Genomic DNA, 16,547 nt, shown 5'->3' on the forward strand with positions numbered 1-16,547 from the left:
TCGTGGAACACTTAGCATGGGCAGCAAACAAAGCTGCCCGCATCGGAAATATCGCAAGATGTTTCTTGGACCGGACCGTCCTCATATCTCTTCAGTCATATCGGATCCTGGCGCTGCCAGGGTTCAGCAAGGGGCCTTAGCTCAGCTGGGAGAGCGCCTGATTTGCATTCAGGAGGTCAGGAGTTCGATCCTCCTAGGCTCCACCAAGCATTGGCACCTTGAACCACATTCGGCGGCAGCCGGGTCTTGCAGGATCTTGGTGACATAACTGCCGGGTGCTGCTCGCGGGCATTGCTTCGCAATACCCTGCCGCCCACTGATTTTGTTTTGCTGAAGCAAAACGAAAACCGGGTCGGTAGCTCAGGTGGTTAGAGCGCACGCCTGATAAGCGTGAGGTCGGAGGTTCAAGTCCTCCTCGACCCACCACTTCCCTGGGAGTGGCGATACGATTTGACCGTTAAGCACTGTGCAGTGTTTAACCGTCCAATCGGACGGAAATTGACATCGTAAAGAGAGATACAATCAACAAGACTGTTGGTCGCCCGAGTGTGGGATTGACCTCAGTCAGGTGCTGACTGTCCTTCGGGACGGGATGCGAGCTTCAGAATACGTCATGTTTCCTCAGACGTCCTGAAGTCTGCCTGATTGAAAAGACAGTGTTGTCCAAGTCAAGTACACTAACCCGGTTCAATATCCGCAAGGATTTGAACCCGCATGATCGCACGATCATGCAATAAGTTCCTGGTCGCAATTGTGGCCGGGAGCGGGATAGTTTGCTTTTTGGTTCAGGAAAACATGCTGCGGTTTCTTACCAGCTTCCGCAGCTGAGCGTGTTTTAGAACACTCTCTTTTTCTGGATCAAATCAAGCGCGAGAAGGGCGTTTGGTGGATGCCTTGGCAGTAAGAGGCGATGAAAGACGTGATACCCTGCGATAAGCTTGGGGGAGCCGGGAATAGGCTTTGATCCCAAGATCTCTGAATGGGGGAACCCACCTGAAAGTTTGTTATAATAGCCGCCGGTTCATTCCGGATGGCTGCTTATAATGGGCTTAACCAGGTACTTATAGACTGAATACATAGGTTTATAAGAGCAAACCCGGGGAACTGAAACATCTAAGTACCCGGAGGAAAGGACATCAATAGAGACTCCGTTAGTAGCGGCGAGCGAACGCGGACCAGCCGAGCCTGATGAGTGAGAAGAACATGTTGGGAAGCATGGCCATAGCGGGTGACAGCCCCGTATTCTAAGCTCTGAGGGACGTATTAAGTAGGGCGGAACACGTGAAATTCTGTCTGAAGATCGGAGGACCACCTCCGAAGGCTAAGTACTCCTTACTGACCGATAGCGAACCAGTACCGTGAGGGAAAGGTGAAAAGCACCCCGGCGAGGGGAGTGAAACAGTACCTGAAACCGAACGCCTACAATCAGTTGGAGGCCCCTTGAGGGCTGACAGCGTACCTTTTGTATAATGGGTCATCGACTTGGTCTCACAAGCAAGCTTAAACCGTTAGGTGTAGGCGCAGCGAAAGCGAGTCTTAATAGGGCGAATGAGTTTGTGGGATCAGACCCGAAACCGAGTGATCTAGGCATGGCCAGGTTGAAGGTGCGGTAACACGCACTGGAGGACCGAACCCACATCCGTTGAAAAGGATCGGGATGAGCTGTGCCTAGGGGTGAAAGGCCAATCAAACTCGGAGATAGCTGGTTCTCTGCGAAATCTATTTAGGTAGAGCGTCATCCGAATACCCCGGGGGGTAGAGCACTGGATGGGTAATGGGGCCCCACAGGCTTACTGATCCTAACCAAACTCCGAATACCCGGGAGTACTAGATGGCAGACACACGGCGGATGCTAACGTCCGTCGTGGAGAGGGAAACAACCCTGACCTCCGGCTAAGGCCCCCAATTCATGGCTAAGTGGGAAAGCAGGTGAGACGTCCAAAACAACCAGGAGGTTGGCTTAGAAGCAGCCATCCTTTAAAGATAGCGTAACAGCTCACTGGTCTAATCAAGATGTCTTGCGGCGAAGATGTAACGGGGCTCAAGCCATGAGCCGAAGCCGAGGATGCACATAGTGCATGGTAGCAGAGCGTAGTGTGACATAGTTCCATGCGTCCTTATCTTCCTGCGGGAAGAATTGGACGCAAGGAGCTTTCGATGAAGCGGGCGCGTGAGCGATCCCGTGGAGAGATCACTAGTGAGAATGATGACATGAGTAGCGACAAAGAGTGTGAGAGACACTCTCGCCGAAAGTCCAAGGGTTCCTGCTTAAAGCTAATCTGAGCAGGGTAAGCCGGCCCCTAAGCCGAGGCCGAAAGGCGTAGGCGATGGGAACCACGTTAATATTCGTGGGCCAGGAGGATGTGACGGATTGTGAAGGTAGTTCATCCTTATCGGATTGAATGGGCTGCTGATCAGTCCCTGGAAATAGCCCTCCATCAGACCGTACCCTAAACCGACACAGGTGGACAGGTAGAGAATACCAAGGCGCTTGAGAGAACGATGTTGAAGGAACTCGGCAAAATACCTCCGTAAGTTCGCGAGAAGGAGGCCCGGGTCCTACGCAAGTGGAATCCGGGGGCACAAACCAGGGGGTGGCGACTGTTTATTAAAAACACAGGGCTCTGCGAAGTCGCAAGACGACGTATAGGGTCTGACGCCTGCCCGGTGCCTGAAGGTTAAAAGGAGGGGTGAGAGCTCCGAATTGAAGCCCAGGTAAACGGCGGCCGTAACTATAACGGTCCTAAGGTAGCGAAATTCCTTGTCGGGTAAGTTCCGACCTGCACGAATGGCGTAACGACTTCCCCGCTGTCTCCAACATCGACTCAGCGAAATTGAATTGCCTGTCAAGATGCAGGCTTCCCGCGGTTAGACGGAAAGACCCCGTGCACCTTTACTACAGCTTCGCACTGGTATCAGGATTGTGATGTGCAGGATAGGTGGTAGGCATCGAAACCGTGACGCAAGTCGCGGTGGAGCCTCCCTTGAGATACCACCCTTCGCACTCTTGATATCTAACCGCGGTCCGTTATCCGGATCCGGGACCCTGCGTGGCGGGTAGTTTGACTGGGGCGGTCGCCTCCTAAAGAGTAACGGAGGCGCGCGAAGGTTGGCTCAGAGCGGTCGGAAATCGCTCGTTGAGTGCAATGGCAGAAGCCAGCCTGACTGCGAGACTGACAAGTCGAGCAGAGACGAAAGTCGGCCATAGTGATCCGGTGGTCCCGAGTGGAAGGGCCATCGCTCAACGGATAAAAGGTACGCCGGGGATAACAGGCTGATACTGCCCAAGAGTCCATATCGACGGCAGTGTTTGGCACCTCGATGTCGGCTCATCTCATCCTGGGGCTGGAGCAGGTCCCAAGGGTACGGCTGTTCGCCGTTTAAAGAGGTACGTGAGCTGGGTTTAGAACGTCGTGAGACAGTTCGGTCCCTATCTGCCGTGGGTGTAGGATACTTGAGAGGAGTTGCCCCTAGTACGAGAGGACCGGGGTGAACGAACCACTGGTGGACCTGTTGTTGCGCCAGCAGCAGTGCAGGGTAGCTATGTTCGGACAGGATAACCGCTGAAGGCATCTAAGCGGGAAGCCCCCCTCAAAACAAGGTATCCCTGAGGGCCGTGGAAGACCACCACGCCGATAGGCCGGAGATGTAAGTGCAGCAATGCATTCAGTTGACCGGTACTAATCGCCCGATAGGCTTGATTTGATCCAGTAACAGACAGTGTTACTCAAAACCAAACAAGCAAACACATCCCATAATACAAGACCTGGACAACGTTGATTGTAACCGACGCAAGTTGCACGTGCCTGCCGCCACCCGGCGGTGACACAGCAACCGGGCGGCATCTCGCGCATTTGCTGAAGCAAATACGCTGCCTGCCGCTCGCCAGCCTTGCTTCGCAAGGCCGTCGGAATTGGATTTTTCTTGGTTTGGTGGCTACAGCACAAGTGAAACACCCGGTCCCTTCCCGAACCCGGAAGTTAAGCACTGTCGCGCCGATGGTACTTGGGCTCAAGCCCTGGGAGAGTAGGTCACCGCCAAACCTAGTAAAATCCAATAATCTCTCAATACGGTCTCAAAAAAACCTGACGCGGGATGGAGCAGCCAGGTAGCTCGTCAGGCTCATAACCTGAAGGTCGCAGGTTCAAATCCTGCTCCCGCAACCAACTTCCGCGAAAATCGCATCACCACGCACGGCGTCGAGATCTCTCGGCGCCGATTTGCGTAGCATCTCCAGCAGGTTGCCCTCGATCGAGAGCCAGTGGCCCTGCGCCTCTTCATCCCAATGCACGACCACGCGATCGACGAGCTCATGCAGCTCATCAGCGGCCCGGCCGGCAACGGCTTCATCCGACAGCGATGCTGCCAGGTCCGCCACCATCGCCCGGTACAGTTCCGGCAGGTCTTCGGGCAGCTCCACCGCCGGCGGCACAATCTCCACCCGCTTCTCCCGCATCTCCACCAGCTCACTGTGCACGGTGTTCAGGCGCTCGTTGATCACCGGTGAGAAGGCCCCGTCTTCGATGGCTTTCAGGAGGTTGCGTTCCTTCGTCTCCAGCTCGTGCAGGCGTGCGTCGTGGAGGCGCAGCCTCTCCTCGGCGGCGCCCTGACTCTCGACGAGGCGCTTTTGGAACCGCTGCCGGAAGTGCTCGTAGGCCTCGGGCTTCATCAGCTCGCGCCGAAGCCCTGACAGGACGAGGGGCTGGGCCACGCTCTCCCGAAGGCCACGGAACCCGGAGCAGACGCTGGGGCCCATCTCCTTGGCGTTGGCGCAGTAGTAGGTTTTGTATTTGCCGCTTCCGGCGACAGTCATCTTGCCGCCGCAGAGACCGCAATGAAGGAGGCCGGACAGGAGGTACTTCCTCCGGCGAAGGGTCTGCCCGGCCGAGAGCTTGTTGCGGACGCTGGCCTTGATCTTTGCGCTGCGCTTCGACAGGGCGGCTTGCCGGGCTTTCACTTCATCCCAGAGGTCCTGGCCGATGATGCGCAGCTCTGGCACCTCGGCGGTGCGCCACTCGCTCTCCGGGTTCAGCTGAGAGACCCGCCGTTCTGTCTGCGGGTTCTTGACGTAAGACAGCCGGTTCCACACCAGCCGCCCGATGTAGAGTTCGTTGTTGATGATGCCGGTGCCGCGGTCCCGGTTGCCGTTGATGGTGTTCTGCTTCCAGCGTCCTGACGACCTGCGGTTGGTGCCGGCGGAGGGGGAGGGGATGCCCTCTTGGTTCAGGCGATTGGCGATGGCGATCGGTGAGAGCCCTGCGGCGTAGTCGCGGAAGATGCTGCGCACAACGGCGGCTTCGATCTCGTTGATGGCGCGTTTGCCTTTGACCGGGGCGCCGCGCTCGTCAGTGCCCTGCCGGTAGCCATAGACCTTTCCGCCGGCACTCAGGCCCTTCTCGACGCGGCCTTCCAGTCCCCGCCGGGTCTTGTCGGCGAGTTCTTCCAGAAACATCGTGGCGAATATCGATGAGAGCCCCAGAGTCAGCGCGTCGATCTTGCCGCGACCGGTCGTGTGCAGCTCGACTCCGTTGAAGCGGGCGCGTTTGTAGAAGGCTGCGATGTGCTCGGCGTCGCGAGAGATCCGGTCTACGGATTCCGCGAGCACTACATCGAACTTGCCGCTGGCAAGGTCCGCCGACAGGCGTTGAAACTGTGGGCGGGCGCGGCTCACCGTGCCGCTGACCGCATTGTCCGCGTAGTGGCCCGCGATCGTCCAGCCGCGGTCCTTGGCGTAGCGTTCGGCCAGCCGGAACTGATCCTCGACCGACATCGGGTTCTGCATGTCGGTGGAGTAGCGCGCGTAGAGGGCAACGCGGCGCGGGCGTTCCACCGGTGAGTGATTGCTCAACCTCTACCCTCCATGCGTGCCAGCTCTTCCGCGCGCAGCCTGTCAAAAAGTGCTTTGAACGATTCATCCGCGGCGGTTGGTTGATCGGCCCAAACGAGCTCGACACCATGCTGTTCGCAGAACCGGCGGAACTCATCGGCCTTGTCGATGTCACGATAGATGCGCGCGGGATCTGTCGCGATCACAACCTCGGCACGACCGCTTTCGATGCATGTCCGGAGCGCCTGCAATCCGCTGCGCTCTGCCATGCCGCTTGCGCCGTTGTCGGAGAAGACCTCACCGACGGAAAAGAACTGCGCCTCTGCATGGGCGGAAAATCTGCGGCGCTGGTCTTCTATCGCCGCATCATCCGCGACTGCGGAGCGCAGATAGAGGGCGGCGCGGCGTTGGGTCGAGGGCGTGTTCGGATTGGTCATCAATACCTCATTGCGGGCCGGGGGCTGTGAGTGCTCTACGACAGATATGTCTCAAAAGATTGCGGAAAAGTTGTGTCCGCGGGTGAAATCTCTTGTAGGTTGAAGGTGTCTCGTCAGGTGTTGCTTCCTGCTTCTCCCGCTCTTGCGAGAGCTTGCGGACGGCGGCTTCTGCGAGGAGGTCGATCAATCTTTCGAGGGGCATCGGCGGAGTCCTTTCCTGGTCGGGCACTGAGCAACCGGCACAGCGGACGCCCAACCGGGCCATCGAACAGAAGTGGCCACCAGCACCCGCGGTATCCCCGCGGGTGCGTCTCGTTCAGCAGAATAGAAGTGCGACCTGCACAAGCAGCAAGGTCAGGGCGCCGCGCATAAGCAGCGTCGGGTGCCTGCGGCAGATGATGTGTTGGAAGCGGAGTAGGCTGTCTCCTTTGGTCTCCTGAAAGGAAGGGACGGCGCGCCGGCGTCTTCGTAGCAGCGAAGGAGTGGTGAGCATCACCGGCGCGCCTGGTGCTGGGGATCCAATCCGGCACCCCAGGGGCATGGTGCCCCCTCAAGGGACGGCGCCCAGGCCGGGCGCCGTCAGGTCAGCCCTCGTCGAACATCCGGAGGCTAAGCTTGACGGCCTCGGCGAAGTTCAGCGCATTCCGCACCGCCTGATAAAGCTGTTCAACCGCGGGCAAGGCCGCCTGAAGCACCTCCGCAGCCGGGGTGACTGACTTGCATGTGTCGAACGCCTCCGCGCAGCCGATCAGCTGCGCGCGCGGGATCGCGACCTGTTCCGCGGTTGTCCCTGCGGCGATCTCCATGCGTATCTCGGCGAGCACGGTATCGAGGTTGTATGCGAGATCCGGGGTGATGCTATCCTCCTCGTCGAGAAATTCGACCAGTTCCTCGACAGCAGTCCGTTCGGGCTCGCCGAGATGCGGCAGCACGCGTGAGATCAGGTGCTGTTGCATGCCTTCCCGGTGGTCCAGCACCAGCCGGGTAAGCTCAACCTGCTGCTCCAGCAAGTTCTTCTGCGGTGCATTGTTCATTGCTGCACCGCCTTTCCGGCCGGAAGGGGCCGCCGCGGCACGCGCCGCTCGACGGTGAAGCTCTGGCCGCGAACTGACTTCCGCCGGTGATGCCGCTGCATGCGATGTTCCGCTGCGATGTCGCGTTCTGCGTGAATGCGCCCGCGCACCGCGTTCATCGCCTCGAACGGCGAGCCATCGAGTCGGCCAAGGACCGGTGACCCGTGGTCTTTGGAGATCGCGAAGCCCCTGTGCGTCAGCGGCACCAGCAGGCGGCGGGCGCCGACGAAGCGGGTCGGCTCGTGAAGCCCGGCGGACAGGTAATCCGCCCGGCGGCGAACGTGCACCTCGTAGCCGACATTGGAACGGCGGCGTGAGCTGGTGCCGTAGGCAAGAAGTGCATACCGCTGCCTTCCGTGCTCCTCGATGTCGAGGACGAGGCAGGGCCGCGCCTTGGGGTGGCCGCTGTGTTCCTCGCCGGGGAGAGGAAAGCGGAAAGAGACGATGTCGCCGGGCGAGATGTGGTCCCGCCAGGCGGCAGTCATCGTAAGGTTCGTCTGAATTGCGTCGAGCATGTCGGCTCCTTGTGTAGTTGAATGACCGACGCGTCCGGCCTTCCCCTTTCCTGTCGGCCGGGGCCTTCTGCCGTGCGCGTCACAAGGCGCGCGCACGGCAGGAGGAGCTGGCCCTGCCCCCCCCGTGCTGCCAATCTGCCTTGCGGTGTTGGGGAGAGCGTCGAGAGGGAGCCCCTCTCGACCCCGCCGGGGGGCGAGCGGAGATGGGTTCGGGAAGAGGTGCGGAACGTTCTTTCCGGGAGGGGGAGGAGGTTTGGAGGAGAGCGCGGAGCGGCATCCTCCGGGAGCCATGGGGTCCTGGGGCAGTGCGGAACGAAGCCCCGGGCCTGTCGGGAGACGCCAGGGGGTGCAGGGGGGGTGGCGAACGGCGCTGTTGCACAAATCAGCTGATGAGCGCAGTTCCCCTTTCCCCGAACGCACTTATCCCAGGGCCATGGTGACCGGGATGCCGAGGGCAGTGAAGCGGTTCATGACCGCCGCACGGATCTGAACTTCGGCAACCTGGCGGTCGAAGTCGCGGGACATCAGCCTCTGTCCGAGCAGCTTCACGCAGTTCATTTTCGTCTCCACCCTGCTTCGTCGGTGGTAGCCGCTCCAGTTCCGCCACAGCGTCCGACCAAGATGCTTTGACGTCCGCAGGATCTCGTTCCGCGCCCGGGCTCCTGCCGTGTCCGGCTTCCAGGGCCTTGCGTTGCGGCGGGGCGGGATGATTGCTGCCGCTCCGCGGTCGGCGACGGCGTCATGGCAGGCGCGCGTGTCGTAGGCACCGTCCGCTGTCACGGTGGCGATCTCCTGATCCGGAGGGATCTGGGCAAGCAGGCCCGGCAGCATCGGCGCGTCGCCGACATTGCTGGAGGTGACCTCGACCGCCCGGATCTCCAACGTTTCCTCATCAATCCCGAGGTGGATCTTGCGCCAGACCCTTCGTTTCGAGCCGCCATGCTTGCGCGTGTGCCACTCGCCTTCGCCTTCCACCTTGATGCCGGTGCTGTCTACGAGCAGATGCAGCTGCCCCTTGGAACCGCGATACGGGATGGTCACGTTCAAAGTCTTTTGGCGACGTGACAGAGTGCTGAAGTCCGGCACGGACCAGCCCAGCCCGGACAGTTCGAGTAGGCTCGCCACGAAACCGGTCGATTGGCGGAGCGGCAGCCCGAGGAGGGCCTTGAGGGTGAGGCAGGCCTGGATTGCAGCGTCGCTATAGGCCTGCTGACGGCCACGGCGCCCCGACGGAATGGCTTCCCACTGCATCGAGGGGTCGAACCAGACGGTCAGCGATCCACGCTGCCTCAATGCTTGATTGTAGCTTTGCCAGTTGGTCGTCTTGTAGGTAGTCTTCGGAGGTCTGCTCATGCCTTCCGGCTACTACATTGGATTCACGAGGTGAATCCCTCACCCCTTTGTGCAACAAGGCCCCTGCGCCTCACACAATAAATGTAGAGGAGCGCCTGCGTGCGAAGCTTTTTGATGGCGATCCAACAAGCCAAGCGGAATACATAGCGCGTGCTCTCTCGCCTACGAACGGCGCTCTTTCACTTGACCCCGCTCGCGCCATTGAAATGTTCGATTGTCTTGCCGAATGGCTGCCTGCGCCTCTTCCCGAGCAGGACCCTATGGACAGGATATTCGGGCGCGACCTCAAGCGAGAGAGAGAGCAAAAAAGGCGGGCGATATCTGAAGCACTCGGCAATCTATGCTGGCATCTCGATGACAATGATCGCACGCCTGAGCGATCAGAGATTCTACTTTCATTTGTGCAAAATACAGGCTCGGAGGAAGCGATTGCCGGAGGCCTTGCCTTTCCAGATCACCCCGAAATTGTCAGATCCCTAAGACGCCTCGCCTCTACAGGGGGCTATCGGCAGACGTATGCATTCTCAAGTGCGATTACGGCCGCAGTGCGTCGTGGGCGTGCCATACCACGCGAGTTAGTCGACGCGACGGTTACGGCTACCACCTTCTAGCCGCCGGCGGCTATTCATGTCCTTCTAAGATTGGGCAAAACTCTTGCGGAGGCCGAACTTTTAGGGGATGCGGACGTGGCCAGCTTCGAGTCCGTGCTCGACGATCTATTCACTCGACTTGATTATTCAGCGTTAAATGAGCCCGGCATCACCTCGATCCAGACCATGATTTCAGCATCCCTCACACGGGCCGCCGCGGTGAGCCTCGCGGACGCTCTCGGCCGTAAAGGTGCTACCAGGGATGTGATCGACCGATGGCGAAGGTGCGCCGATACCGATCCGCTTCCTGAAGTCCGCCATGCTCTGGAGAACTGATCTGATCAGTTGGCTCAAAGATCGCGGGTCTCCGCTTGAACAGATTATGCGAAACTACTCTTAGGTGTAGGTGGCGATTTGTTTTCTTCAGGAGTGCTCGCCACGTTCAGCGCGAATGGCCGGATTGGAGAAGCCGCGCCGCAGCGAAGCGGGGTTGCGCCAACGGCATCTGTGGGTGGCTCCTGCATTGCAAGTGTCTTCTGGTGATGTTCGCGGTTTTTTTGTCAGTACTGTCGTCTGTCCGGCCTGTTTATGTTTTGGCATTGCCTCCACTGGCCCTGATGAATTCCGCGAGCGAGGTTCCAATCGGCTTATCGACCTCAGAGGGCCGCTGCCGTTGCCGGAGTGTCCTTACTCTTGGTTGACTTAATTCCGCATCATCACTTCAACGTCTTGCACCTCGCAGGCAATCGGAGCGCTTAGAACGCTGGTTGCCGGTATTCCTGTTTCTTTGTCAGCATCGCCCAGACGGCCCGGGCTGCCTTGTTTGCCTTGGCGACTGTTGCCAGCCGGAACGGTTTGCCGGCAATGATCTTGGCTGTCCAGAGATCGACCTTCTCTGGCGAACGTTTCGCCATCACAGCGCGTGACGTCATGCCCACGACCAGCAACTTGCGAATGTAGCGATCACCCTGCTTCGTGATCTTTCCAAGGCGTTCCTTGCCGCCGCTGGATTTATTGAGAGGGGTCAACCCCAGCCATGCCGCCAGATCGCGCCCTGTCTGAAACTGATGCGCGTCACCGATTGTGGCGACAATCGCCGATGCCGTGACCGGCCCAATTCCAGGCATGCGCATTAATCGGCGTGCATCTGCGTTCAGCATTGCGTGTTGCTCGATCATCTTGGAATAGCCAGAGATGCGTTCGTTCAGGCCGATGAATTGGTAGCACTGGATGCCGAGCATGCCGTTCGCGATGTCGGGCATGTCCGGGTGATCACCGTCATGGTGACGCCTTGCAAAAGCCGTAACTGCTTCGATCCCAATCGGCAAAATATGCCCAAACTCGCGCAACAGGCTACGGATCATGTTGGCCAACTGGGTGCGTTGCCGGACTGCCAAATCCCGGGTGCGATGGATCGACAAAATAGCCTGTTGATCTTCAGTCTTGATCTCAACAAACCGCATGGTCGGGCGTCTGACGGCCTCACAAATGGCCTCAGCATCAACGGCATCGTTCTTCCCGCGCTTCACGTAGGGTTTGACGTAGCTGGCAGGCATGAGCTTCACGTCATGGCCAAGCTTGCGCAGCTGGCGGCCCCAATGGTGGGACGATCCACAAGCCTCCATGCCGACAACACAGGGTGGAAGCGTCTCAAAGAAGGCAAGCAGCTTCCCGCGTTTTATGGCCCTATTGAAGATGACCCGGCCATTCTCCGAAATGCCGTGTACTTGAAATACATCCTTGGCCAGATCAAGGCCGACTGTTTTAACTGTCATTGGGTGGCTCCTTTCCTAGCAGTCATTGATAACTGCACTTTGGCACATTCGATGCCGGTGGAGCAGGAGCCACCCACCTCATCCGGACTGGGCCGATCAGGTTCCGAAGGGCGAAGACGGTTCGCAACTTTGCAGCGGCAGCTTCCTGCGCAAAGGTGCCGTTAGCTGTGCGCTATCATGGGTTTATATGATTGCGGAGAGGGCAGGTAGGATACGGCGGTTGCCTGCTCCCGCAACCAACTTCAGAGAACTTTCCAAGTCGGCGTCACCACCCAGGGATTTTCCGTGCGGCTTGCCGATCAGTTCCAGAAGATCACCCAGCATCTCGAAGTCGTGGCTACGCTCGTCTGCGTTCCAGGTGATGATGACCTGATCCAGGAGCGCATGCAGCTCATCACTGGCGCGGCCTGCAACGCCTTCGTCGGAAAGGGTGTCGGTGATATTTGCGATAAAGTCCCTATAGAGGGCGGGAAGATCCTCCGGCAGCTCAATTGGCGCAGGCACCAGGGCTTCCCGTTCAGCTCGTCGCCTTTCAAGCTTCGCATCAACAGCGTTTAGCTCACTGATGATGGCGTCGGAATGCAGACCGTTCTTCACCGCGCGCAGGAGGTTCGCGCGATCCTGTTCGAACTGTTTTGTCTCCTGGTCAAAGAGGCGCATCGCATCGCCTCTTGGGTGGGGCAGCATGAATATCCTTTCAATGGAAGTAGTCGGCGCGTCCCGCCGAAGGCGGGCCATGTGTAACAGGCGCCCCTTTGGGGGCGGCGGATGTTGGGGTGGGTGATTGCAGGCTCCTCCGCGGCGCGGGTGCCGGGCTTGCGTTCCAGCCCGTTCTTCAGGATCGAATGGACCGATGAATAGGAACGGGCGTTGATCTCGAGCGCCCGCTTGCAGGCGGCGTCGAGGCGGTCTGGACGTGTCGCGGTTTGATGCCGCTCCTTTGATAGCATTTATTGCAGCAAAGGAGACGAACTATGGGACTGAAACGGACAGAAGAATTCCGGGCCGATGCGGTGCGGATTGCGCTGACGAGCGGGCTGAGCAGGAAGCAAGTGGCCTCTGATTTGGGTGTTGGCCTTTCGACCCTGAACAAGTGGATCACAGCGCATCGCGACACCGAGGTGGTATCCGACAAAGACCTCGACCTTGCCCGAGAGAATGAACGGCTTCGACGGGAGAACCGCATTCTCAAGGAGGAGAGGGAGATCTTAAAAAAGGCAACGCAGTTCTTCGCGGGCCAAAAGCCATGAGGTTCAGGTTCATCGAAGAACACACTGATACCTTCAGCGCCAAGCGGATGTGCAATGTGCTGGATGTCAGTGAGCGCGGTCTACGGGCCTATCGCAGCCGCCCGGCCAGTCAAAGGCAGCGCACTGACATGGTCGTTCTGGCGCATATCAAGGAACAATCTCGCCTCAGCCTGGGCAGTTATGGCCGCCCACGGATGACCGAGGAACTGAAGGAGTTGGGCCTGAACATTGGCCATCGTCGCGTCGGGCGTTTGATGCGTGAGAATGGCATCCGTGTCGAACGATCTAAGAAATACAAGGTGACGACCATTGCCCGGCAGACGATTGCGAAGCAATCAGCCGAGAGGGGGACAGCAACCACGCCTTCAACATCGCACCCAATCTGCTGAACCGGGATTTCTGCGCAGATGCGCCCAATCAGAAATGGGCAGGTGACATAAGTTACGTGTGGACGCGCGAGGGCTGGCTCTACCTGGCGGTGATCCTTGATCTGCATTCCCGGCGGGTGATCGGTTGGGCCATCAGCAATCGGATGAAGCGGGACTTGGCGATCCGGGCGCTGAACATGGCTATAGCCTTCAGATCACCGCCTATGGGCTGCATTCATCATACGGATCGTGGATCGCAATACTGTTCTCATGACTATCAGATAATCCTGCGACAACACGGGTTCAGCGTGTCCCCCTCTCATGCATGTAAACATGCACTGCCGGGGCAGTGGATGAGCGGCAAGGGAAATTGCTACGACAACTCGGCGGTCGAAACGTTCTTCAAAACGATCAAGGCAGAGCTGATCTGGCGAAGGTCGTGGCCAACGCGTAGGGCCGTTGAACTGGCCATCTTCAACTACATCAATGGCTTCTACAATCCGCGACGGCGGCACTCAGCATTGGGCTGGAAAAGCCCCGTCGCATTCGAACGGAAAGTGGCCTAAACGAGCACTTGGAGCGGCACGAAAACGGGACACGTCCAGATCCGCCGGCAGCGGCTTCAGGGCGGGCCTGTCCAACTGATCGAACAGCTGCCGGCGGCTCGCGCCAAGGTGGCGGGAGACCTTGCTGTTGAGCCTGTCCAGCAACGGGCGGATGGCGGCATTTACTTCCTCAAGGCTAAAGAATTGCCGGTTGCGCAGCCGTGCCAGGATCCAGCGTTCGACCAGCAGGACAGCGCTCTCGACCTTCGCTTTGTCTCTTGGTTTGCGCGGCCTCGCGGGCAGTGAGCCCGTGAAGGCGCCACTGGTTCAAGCCCACTGGCGAACGGCAGTATCGTAGTGCGCGGCCAGATCCGCGCAGGTGCGGTTGAGCTCGGGATCGTAGAAACGGGCTTTGTTGACGCCGGCCCGAAGATTATCGGGTACAACTTGAGCGGTCACACCGCCAAAAAAGGAAAAGGCCCGCACGTGGCTGGAGATCCAATCCGGCAGCGTCTGGGTCCAGGTCGCCTCGGCGAAGGTGAAGTTGGAAGCACCGAGGGTAGCGACAAACAGCTGCGCCGCGCGGACCTCGCCGGTCTCGGGGTCGATCACGTCAATCGTGGCACCGGCATAGTCGACAAACAGCCGCTCGCCTGCGGGATGGCGCTGGCGCATGACCGGCGACAGCTTACCTTCCCAGCAGGAATAGAGGTCACAGAAACGGCTGTATCCGTAGCCATCGGGGTGGGCCGCGCGGTACTCCTCCCAGAGCAGGGAAAGCGTGACGCCCTTGCGCCGCAACTGCAGGTGGACATAGGACCAGTCCGGTTGAGAGGCGCGCCGGGCTGCCTCCCGGGCAGTGCGCGGATAGAGGTGTCGTTCAAGCTCGCTGTCCGACATCTCCGCTGGCAGCGGCCAGCTTAAGCCTGCCTCATGAGCGCGATCCAGATACCCTTGCAGCGTGGTGCGGCCAATCGCCAAGCTCGACGCCATCTGGCGGGTCGATAAACCCTCGGCTGAAAGTCGCAGTACGTCTCGTATCTTCCGCATCGGTAATCTCTTCATCGTGCTTCCTTCGGTCGGGAAAACCGAAAGGGAGCGAGTTGAAAGGTGCCTCGCAGCTGGGCGTCAGAAGGGTGGCCGGATGTTCCGGATTCAGTGGCCGGAAAAAATCGGAATCAGTGGCCGGATGTTTTTGGAATGGGTGGCCGGATCAAACTGGAATACGCAGCCAGGGCCTCAGACCGCAGATCCTTCACTTCAGGTGAATTAGTCTCGATGTGATCTGACACCGCCCCCATTTTTTCAAATTGGATTGGGGGCGGTGGTTCCCTTGAAGGGAGATGGTTGTCCGTTTTGATGGTGGTGCCAACCAAACCATCGAAACGAGGAAACCACGATGTTGAATACTACCGACAAGATCATCAAACACAAAACCGGCCTGCTGAATCTGGCCGAGGAACTGGGGAATGTCTCGAAAGCCTGTCAGGTGATGGGCTATAGCCGGGATACTTTCTATCGCTACAAGTCAGCCGTTGAAGAAGGCGGCGTGGAAGCGCTGTTTGAGCGCACCCGGCGCAAGCCCAATCTGGCAAACCGGGTGGACGACGCGACCGAGCAGGCCGTCATCAAATCCGCCACTGATTTCCCGGCCTACGGTCAGGCCCGCACTTCGAACGAGTTGCGTAAGCTGGGTGTCTTCGTCTCACCCTCGGGTGTCCGGTCGATCTGGCTGCGGCACGATCTGGCGAACTTCAAGGCCCGGCTGAGGGCGTTGGAAGCCAAGGTGGCCGAGGACGGCATGATCCTGACCGAGGCCCAGGTGCAGGCGCTGGAGAAGAAGAAGCTCGACGATGAAGCCTGCGGCGAGGTGGAAACAGCCCATCCCGGCTATCTGGGATCACAGGACACGTTTTATGTCGGCACCCTCAAGGGCGTCGGGCGGGTCTATCAGCAGACTTACGTGGACACCTATTGCAAGGTGGCGCATGCCAAGCTCTACACCACCAAAACACCGATCACCGCAGCCGACCTGCTCAATGACCGAGTGCTGCCATTCCATGACGAGCACGACCTGCCGGTGCTGCGGATCATGACAGATCGCGGGACGGAATACTGCGGGCGCGTCGACAAACACGATTTCCAGCTCTTCCTGGCGATCAACGATATCGACCACACCAAAACCAAGGTGAAATCACCGCAGACCAATGGCATCTGCGAACGGTTTCACAAGACGGTGTTGCAGGAGTTTTATCAGGTCGCGTTCCGCAAGAAGCTCTACGACAGCATCGAAGCCTTGCAGGCCGATCTGGACGAATGGCTGCACCACTACAACCACGAGCGCACTCATCAGGGCAAAATGTGTTGCGGCAGAACGCCGTTTCAGACCATGATCGAGGGCAAAGAAATCTGGAAGGAAAAGTTTCTGAACCAAACTTGACCTGACAGACGCCGCCGGAAAAACGGCCAACTGTCAGATCACATCGGAACCACTACACTTCAGGCGATGTCGCCTGCCGGGGCCGTATCGCCGGACAGACGGCGTTTCCCTGCTTCGAGGAACTCCTTGGACCAGCTGTAATACAGGCTCCCGGAAATGCCTTCGCGCCGACACAGTGCCGAAATGCTTTCCTCACCTCGAAGGCCGGCCAAAACAATGCGGATCTTCTCCTCCGCCGAATAGGCCTGACGGATCTTGCAGCGGATGCTCTTGACCAGCTGGTCAGCCGCGGCTTTGCTGGTTCCGGATTTCTTGTTCATCTTCACTCCTTGACGGTTACGATGAACCAGAAATCCTCCGTTGTTCAAATCCTC

General features: G+C 58.8%; 10 protein-coding genes, 3 tRNA genes, 2 rRNA genes and 2 pseudogenes. 8 read left to right on the plus strand and 9 right to left on the minus strand.

The window, feature by feature from the left end; translation table 11 throughout:
• The first annotated feature begins 130 nt into the window (after positions 1-130).
• From ETW24_RS04620 to ETW24_RS04640, 5 genes are all read left to right on the plus strand, one after another.
• Positions 131-206 (plus strand) — tRNA-Ala (locus ETW24_RS04620).
• Positions 207-349: 143 nt separating this feature from the next.
• Positions 350-426 (plus strand) — tRNA-Ile (locus tag ETW24_RS04625).
• A 435-nt stretch (positions 427-861) separates the two neighbouring features.
• Positions 862-3,705: ribosomal RNA gene (locus ETW24_RS04630) — 23S ribosomal RNA — on the plus strand.
• A 223-nt stretch (positions 3,706-3,928) separates the two neighbouring features.
• Positions 3,929-4,043 (plus strand): 5S ribosomal RNA (gene rrf, locus ETW24_RS04635).
• A 46-nt stretch (positions 4,044-4,089) separates the two neighbouring features.
• Positions 4,090-4,166: transfer RNA gene (locus ETW24_RS04640), tRNA-Met, on the plus strand.
• Here the strand turns inward: ETW24_RS04640 and ETW24_RS04645 are convergent.
• The 5 genes from ETW24_RS04645 to ETW24_RS04665 form a co-directional block, all read right to left on the minus strand.
• Complete coding sequence (locus ETW24_RS04645; RefSeq protein WP_129369971.1) at positions 4,145-5,848, minus strand: recombinase family protein; 1,704 nt, start codon at positions 5,846-5,848, stop codon at positions 4,145-4,147. The two genes, ETW24_RS04640 and ETW24_RS04645, sit on opposite strands and share 22 nt — an antisense overlap.
• Entirely contained in the window at positions 5,845-6,264 is a 420-nt protein-coding gene (locus ETW24_RS04650) for a recombinase family protein (protein WP_129369972.1), read from the minus strand. The genes ETW24_RS04645 and ETW24_RS04650 overlap by 4 nt, the downstream gene beginning before the upstream one ends.
• Before the next feature lie 584 nt (positions 6,265-6,848).
• Positions 6,849-7,298 carry a hypothetical protein gene (locus tag ETW24_RS04655; RefSeq protein WP_129369973.1) on the minus strand — a complete coding sequence of 150 codons (450 nt, stop codon included), beginning with the start codon at positions 7,296-7,298 and terminating at the stop codon, positions 6,849-6,851.
• Entirely contained in the window at positions 7,295-7,852 is a 558-nt protein-coding gene (locus ETW24_RS04660; protein ID WP_129369974.1) for a hypothetical protein, read from the minus strand. The genes ETW24_RS04655 and ETW24_RS04660 overlap by 4 nt, the downstream gene beginning before the upstream one ends.
• Positions 7,853-8,272: 420 nt before the next feature.
• Entirely contained in the window at positions 8,273-9,205 is a 933-nt protein-coding gene (locus tag ETW24_RS04665; protein WP_129369975.1) for an IS5 family transposase, read from the minus strand.
• Positions 9,206-9,891: 686 nt separating this feature from the next.
• On the opposite strand from ETW24_RS04665, the gene ETW24_RS04670 reads away from it, so the two are divergent.
• Positions 9,892-10,131, plus strand: coding sequence for a hypothetical protein (locus tag ETW24_RS04670; RefSeq protein ID WP_129369976.1), 240 nt, complete (start codon positions 9,892-9,894; stop codon positions 10,129-10,131).
• Between the two features lie 419 nt (positions 10,132-10,550).
• Here ETW24_RS04670 and ETW24_RS04675 read toward each other — a convergent pair whose 3' ends face one another.
• Both ETW24_RS04675 and ETW24_RS24430 read right to left on the minus strand, forming a co-directional pair.
• Positions 10,551-11,570 carry an IS110 family transposase gene (locus tag ETW24_RS04675; protein WP_129369977.1) on the minus strand — a complete coding sequence of 340 codons (1,020 nt, stop codon included), beginning with the start codon at positions 11,568-11,570 and terminating at the stop codon, positions 10,551-10,553.
• Between the two features lie 183 nt (positions 11,571-11,753).
• Positions 11,754-12,230, minus strand: coding sequence for a hypothetical protein (locus tag ETW24_RS24430; protein ID WP_205877354.1), 477 nt, complete (start codon positions 12,228-12,230; stop codon positions 11,754-11,756).
• Positions 12,231-12,544: 314 nt separating this feature from the next.
• Between ETW24_RS24430 and ETW24_RS04690 the strand changes: the two are divergent.
• Positions 12,545-13,754 (plus strand): annotated as a pseudogene (locus ETW24_RS04690) (IS3 family transposase).
• Between the two features lie 306 nt (positions 13,755-14,060).
• Here ETW24_RS04690 and istA read toward each other — a convergent pair.
• Complete coding sequence (istA, locus tag ETW24_RS04695; protein WP_164982687.1) at positions 14,061-14,783, minus strand: IS21 family transposase; 723 nt, start codon at positions 14,781-14,783, stop codon at positions 14,061-14,063.
• A 349-nt stretch (positions 14,784-15,132) separates the two neighbouring features.
• On the opposite strand from istA, the gene ETW24_RS04700 reads away from it, so the two are divergent.
• Positions 15,133-16,173, plus strand: coding sequence for an IS481 family transposase (locus ETW24_RS04700; protein WP_129369363.1), 1,041 nt, complete (start codon positions 15,133-15,135; stop codon positions 16,171-16,173).
• Between the two features lie 74 nt (positions 16,174-16,247).
• Here the strand turns inward: ETW24_RS04700 and ETW24_RS04705 are convergent.
• Positions 16,248-16,493: pseudogene (locus ETW24_RS04705) on the minus strand (transposase); the annotation flags it as partial.
• Positions 16,494-16,547 lie beyond the last annotated feature (54 nt).

The organism is Leisingera sp. NJS204 (assembly GCF_004123675.1).
GTDB lineage: Bacteria > Pseudomonadota > Alphaproteobacteria > Rhodobacterales > Rhodobacteraceae > Leisingera.

Excerpts from the sequence above, each read along its gene's own strand:
- ETW24_RS04650 (WP_129369972.1), bottom strand. The coding sequence starts at position 6,264 with ATGACCAATCCGAACACGCCCTCGACCCAACGCCGCGCCGCCCTCTAT.
- ETW24_RS04655 (WP_129369973.1), bottom strand. The coding sequence starts at position 7,298 with ATGAACAATGCACCGCAGAAGAACTTGCTGGAGCAGCAGGTTGAGCTT.
- ETW24_RS04660 (WP_129369974.1), bottom strand. The coding sequence starts at position 7,852 with ATGCTCGACGCAATTCAGACGAACCTTACGATGACTGCCGCCTGGCGG.
- ETW24_RS04665 (WP_129369975.1), bottom strand. The coding sequence starts at position 9,205 with ATGAGCAGACCTCCGAAGACTACCTACAAGACGACCAACTGGCAAAGC.
- ETW24_RS04675 (WP_129369977.1), bottom strand. The coding sequence starts at position 11,570 with ATGACAGTTAAAACAGTCGGCCTTGATCTGGCCAAGGATGTATTTCAA.
- ETW24_RS24430 (WP_205877354.1), bottom strand. The coding sequence starts at position 12,230 with ATGCGCCTCTTTGACCAGGAGACAAAACAGTTCGAACAGGATCGCGCG.
- istA (WP_164982687.1), bottom strand. The coding sequence starts at position 14,783 with ATGCGGAAGATACGAGACGTACTGCGACTTTCAGCCGAGGGTTTATCG.
- ETW24_RS04700 (WP_129369363.1), top strand. The coding sequence starts at position 15,133 with ATGTTGAATACTACCGACAAGATCATCAAACACAAAACCGGCCTGCTG.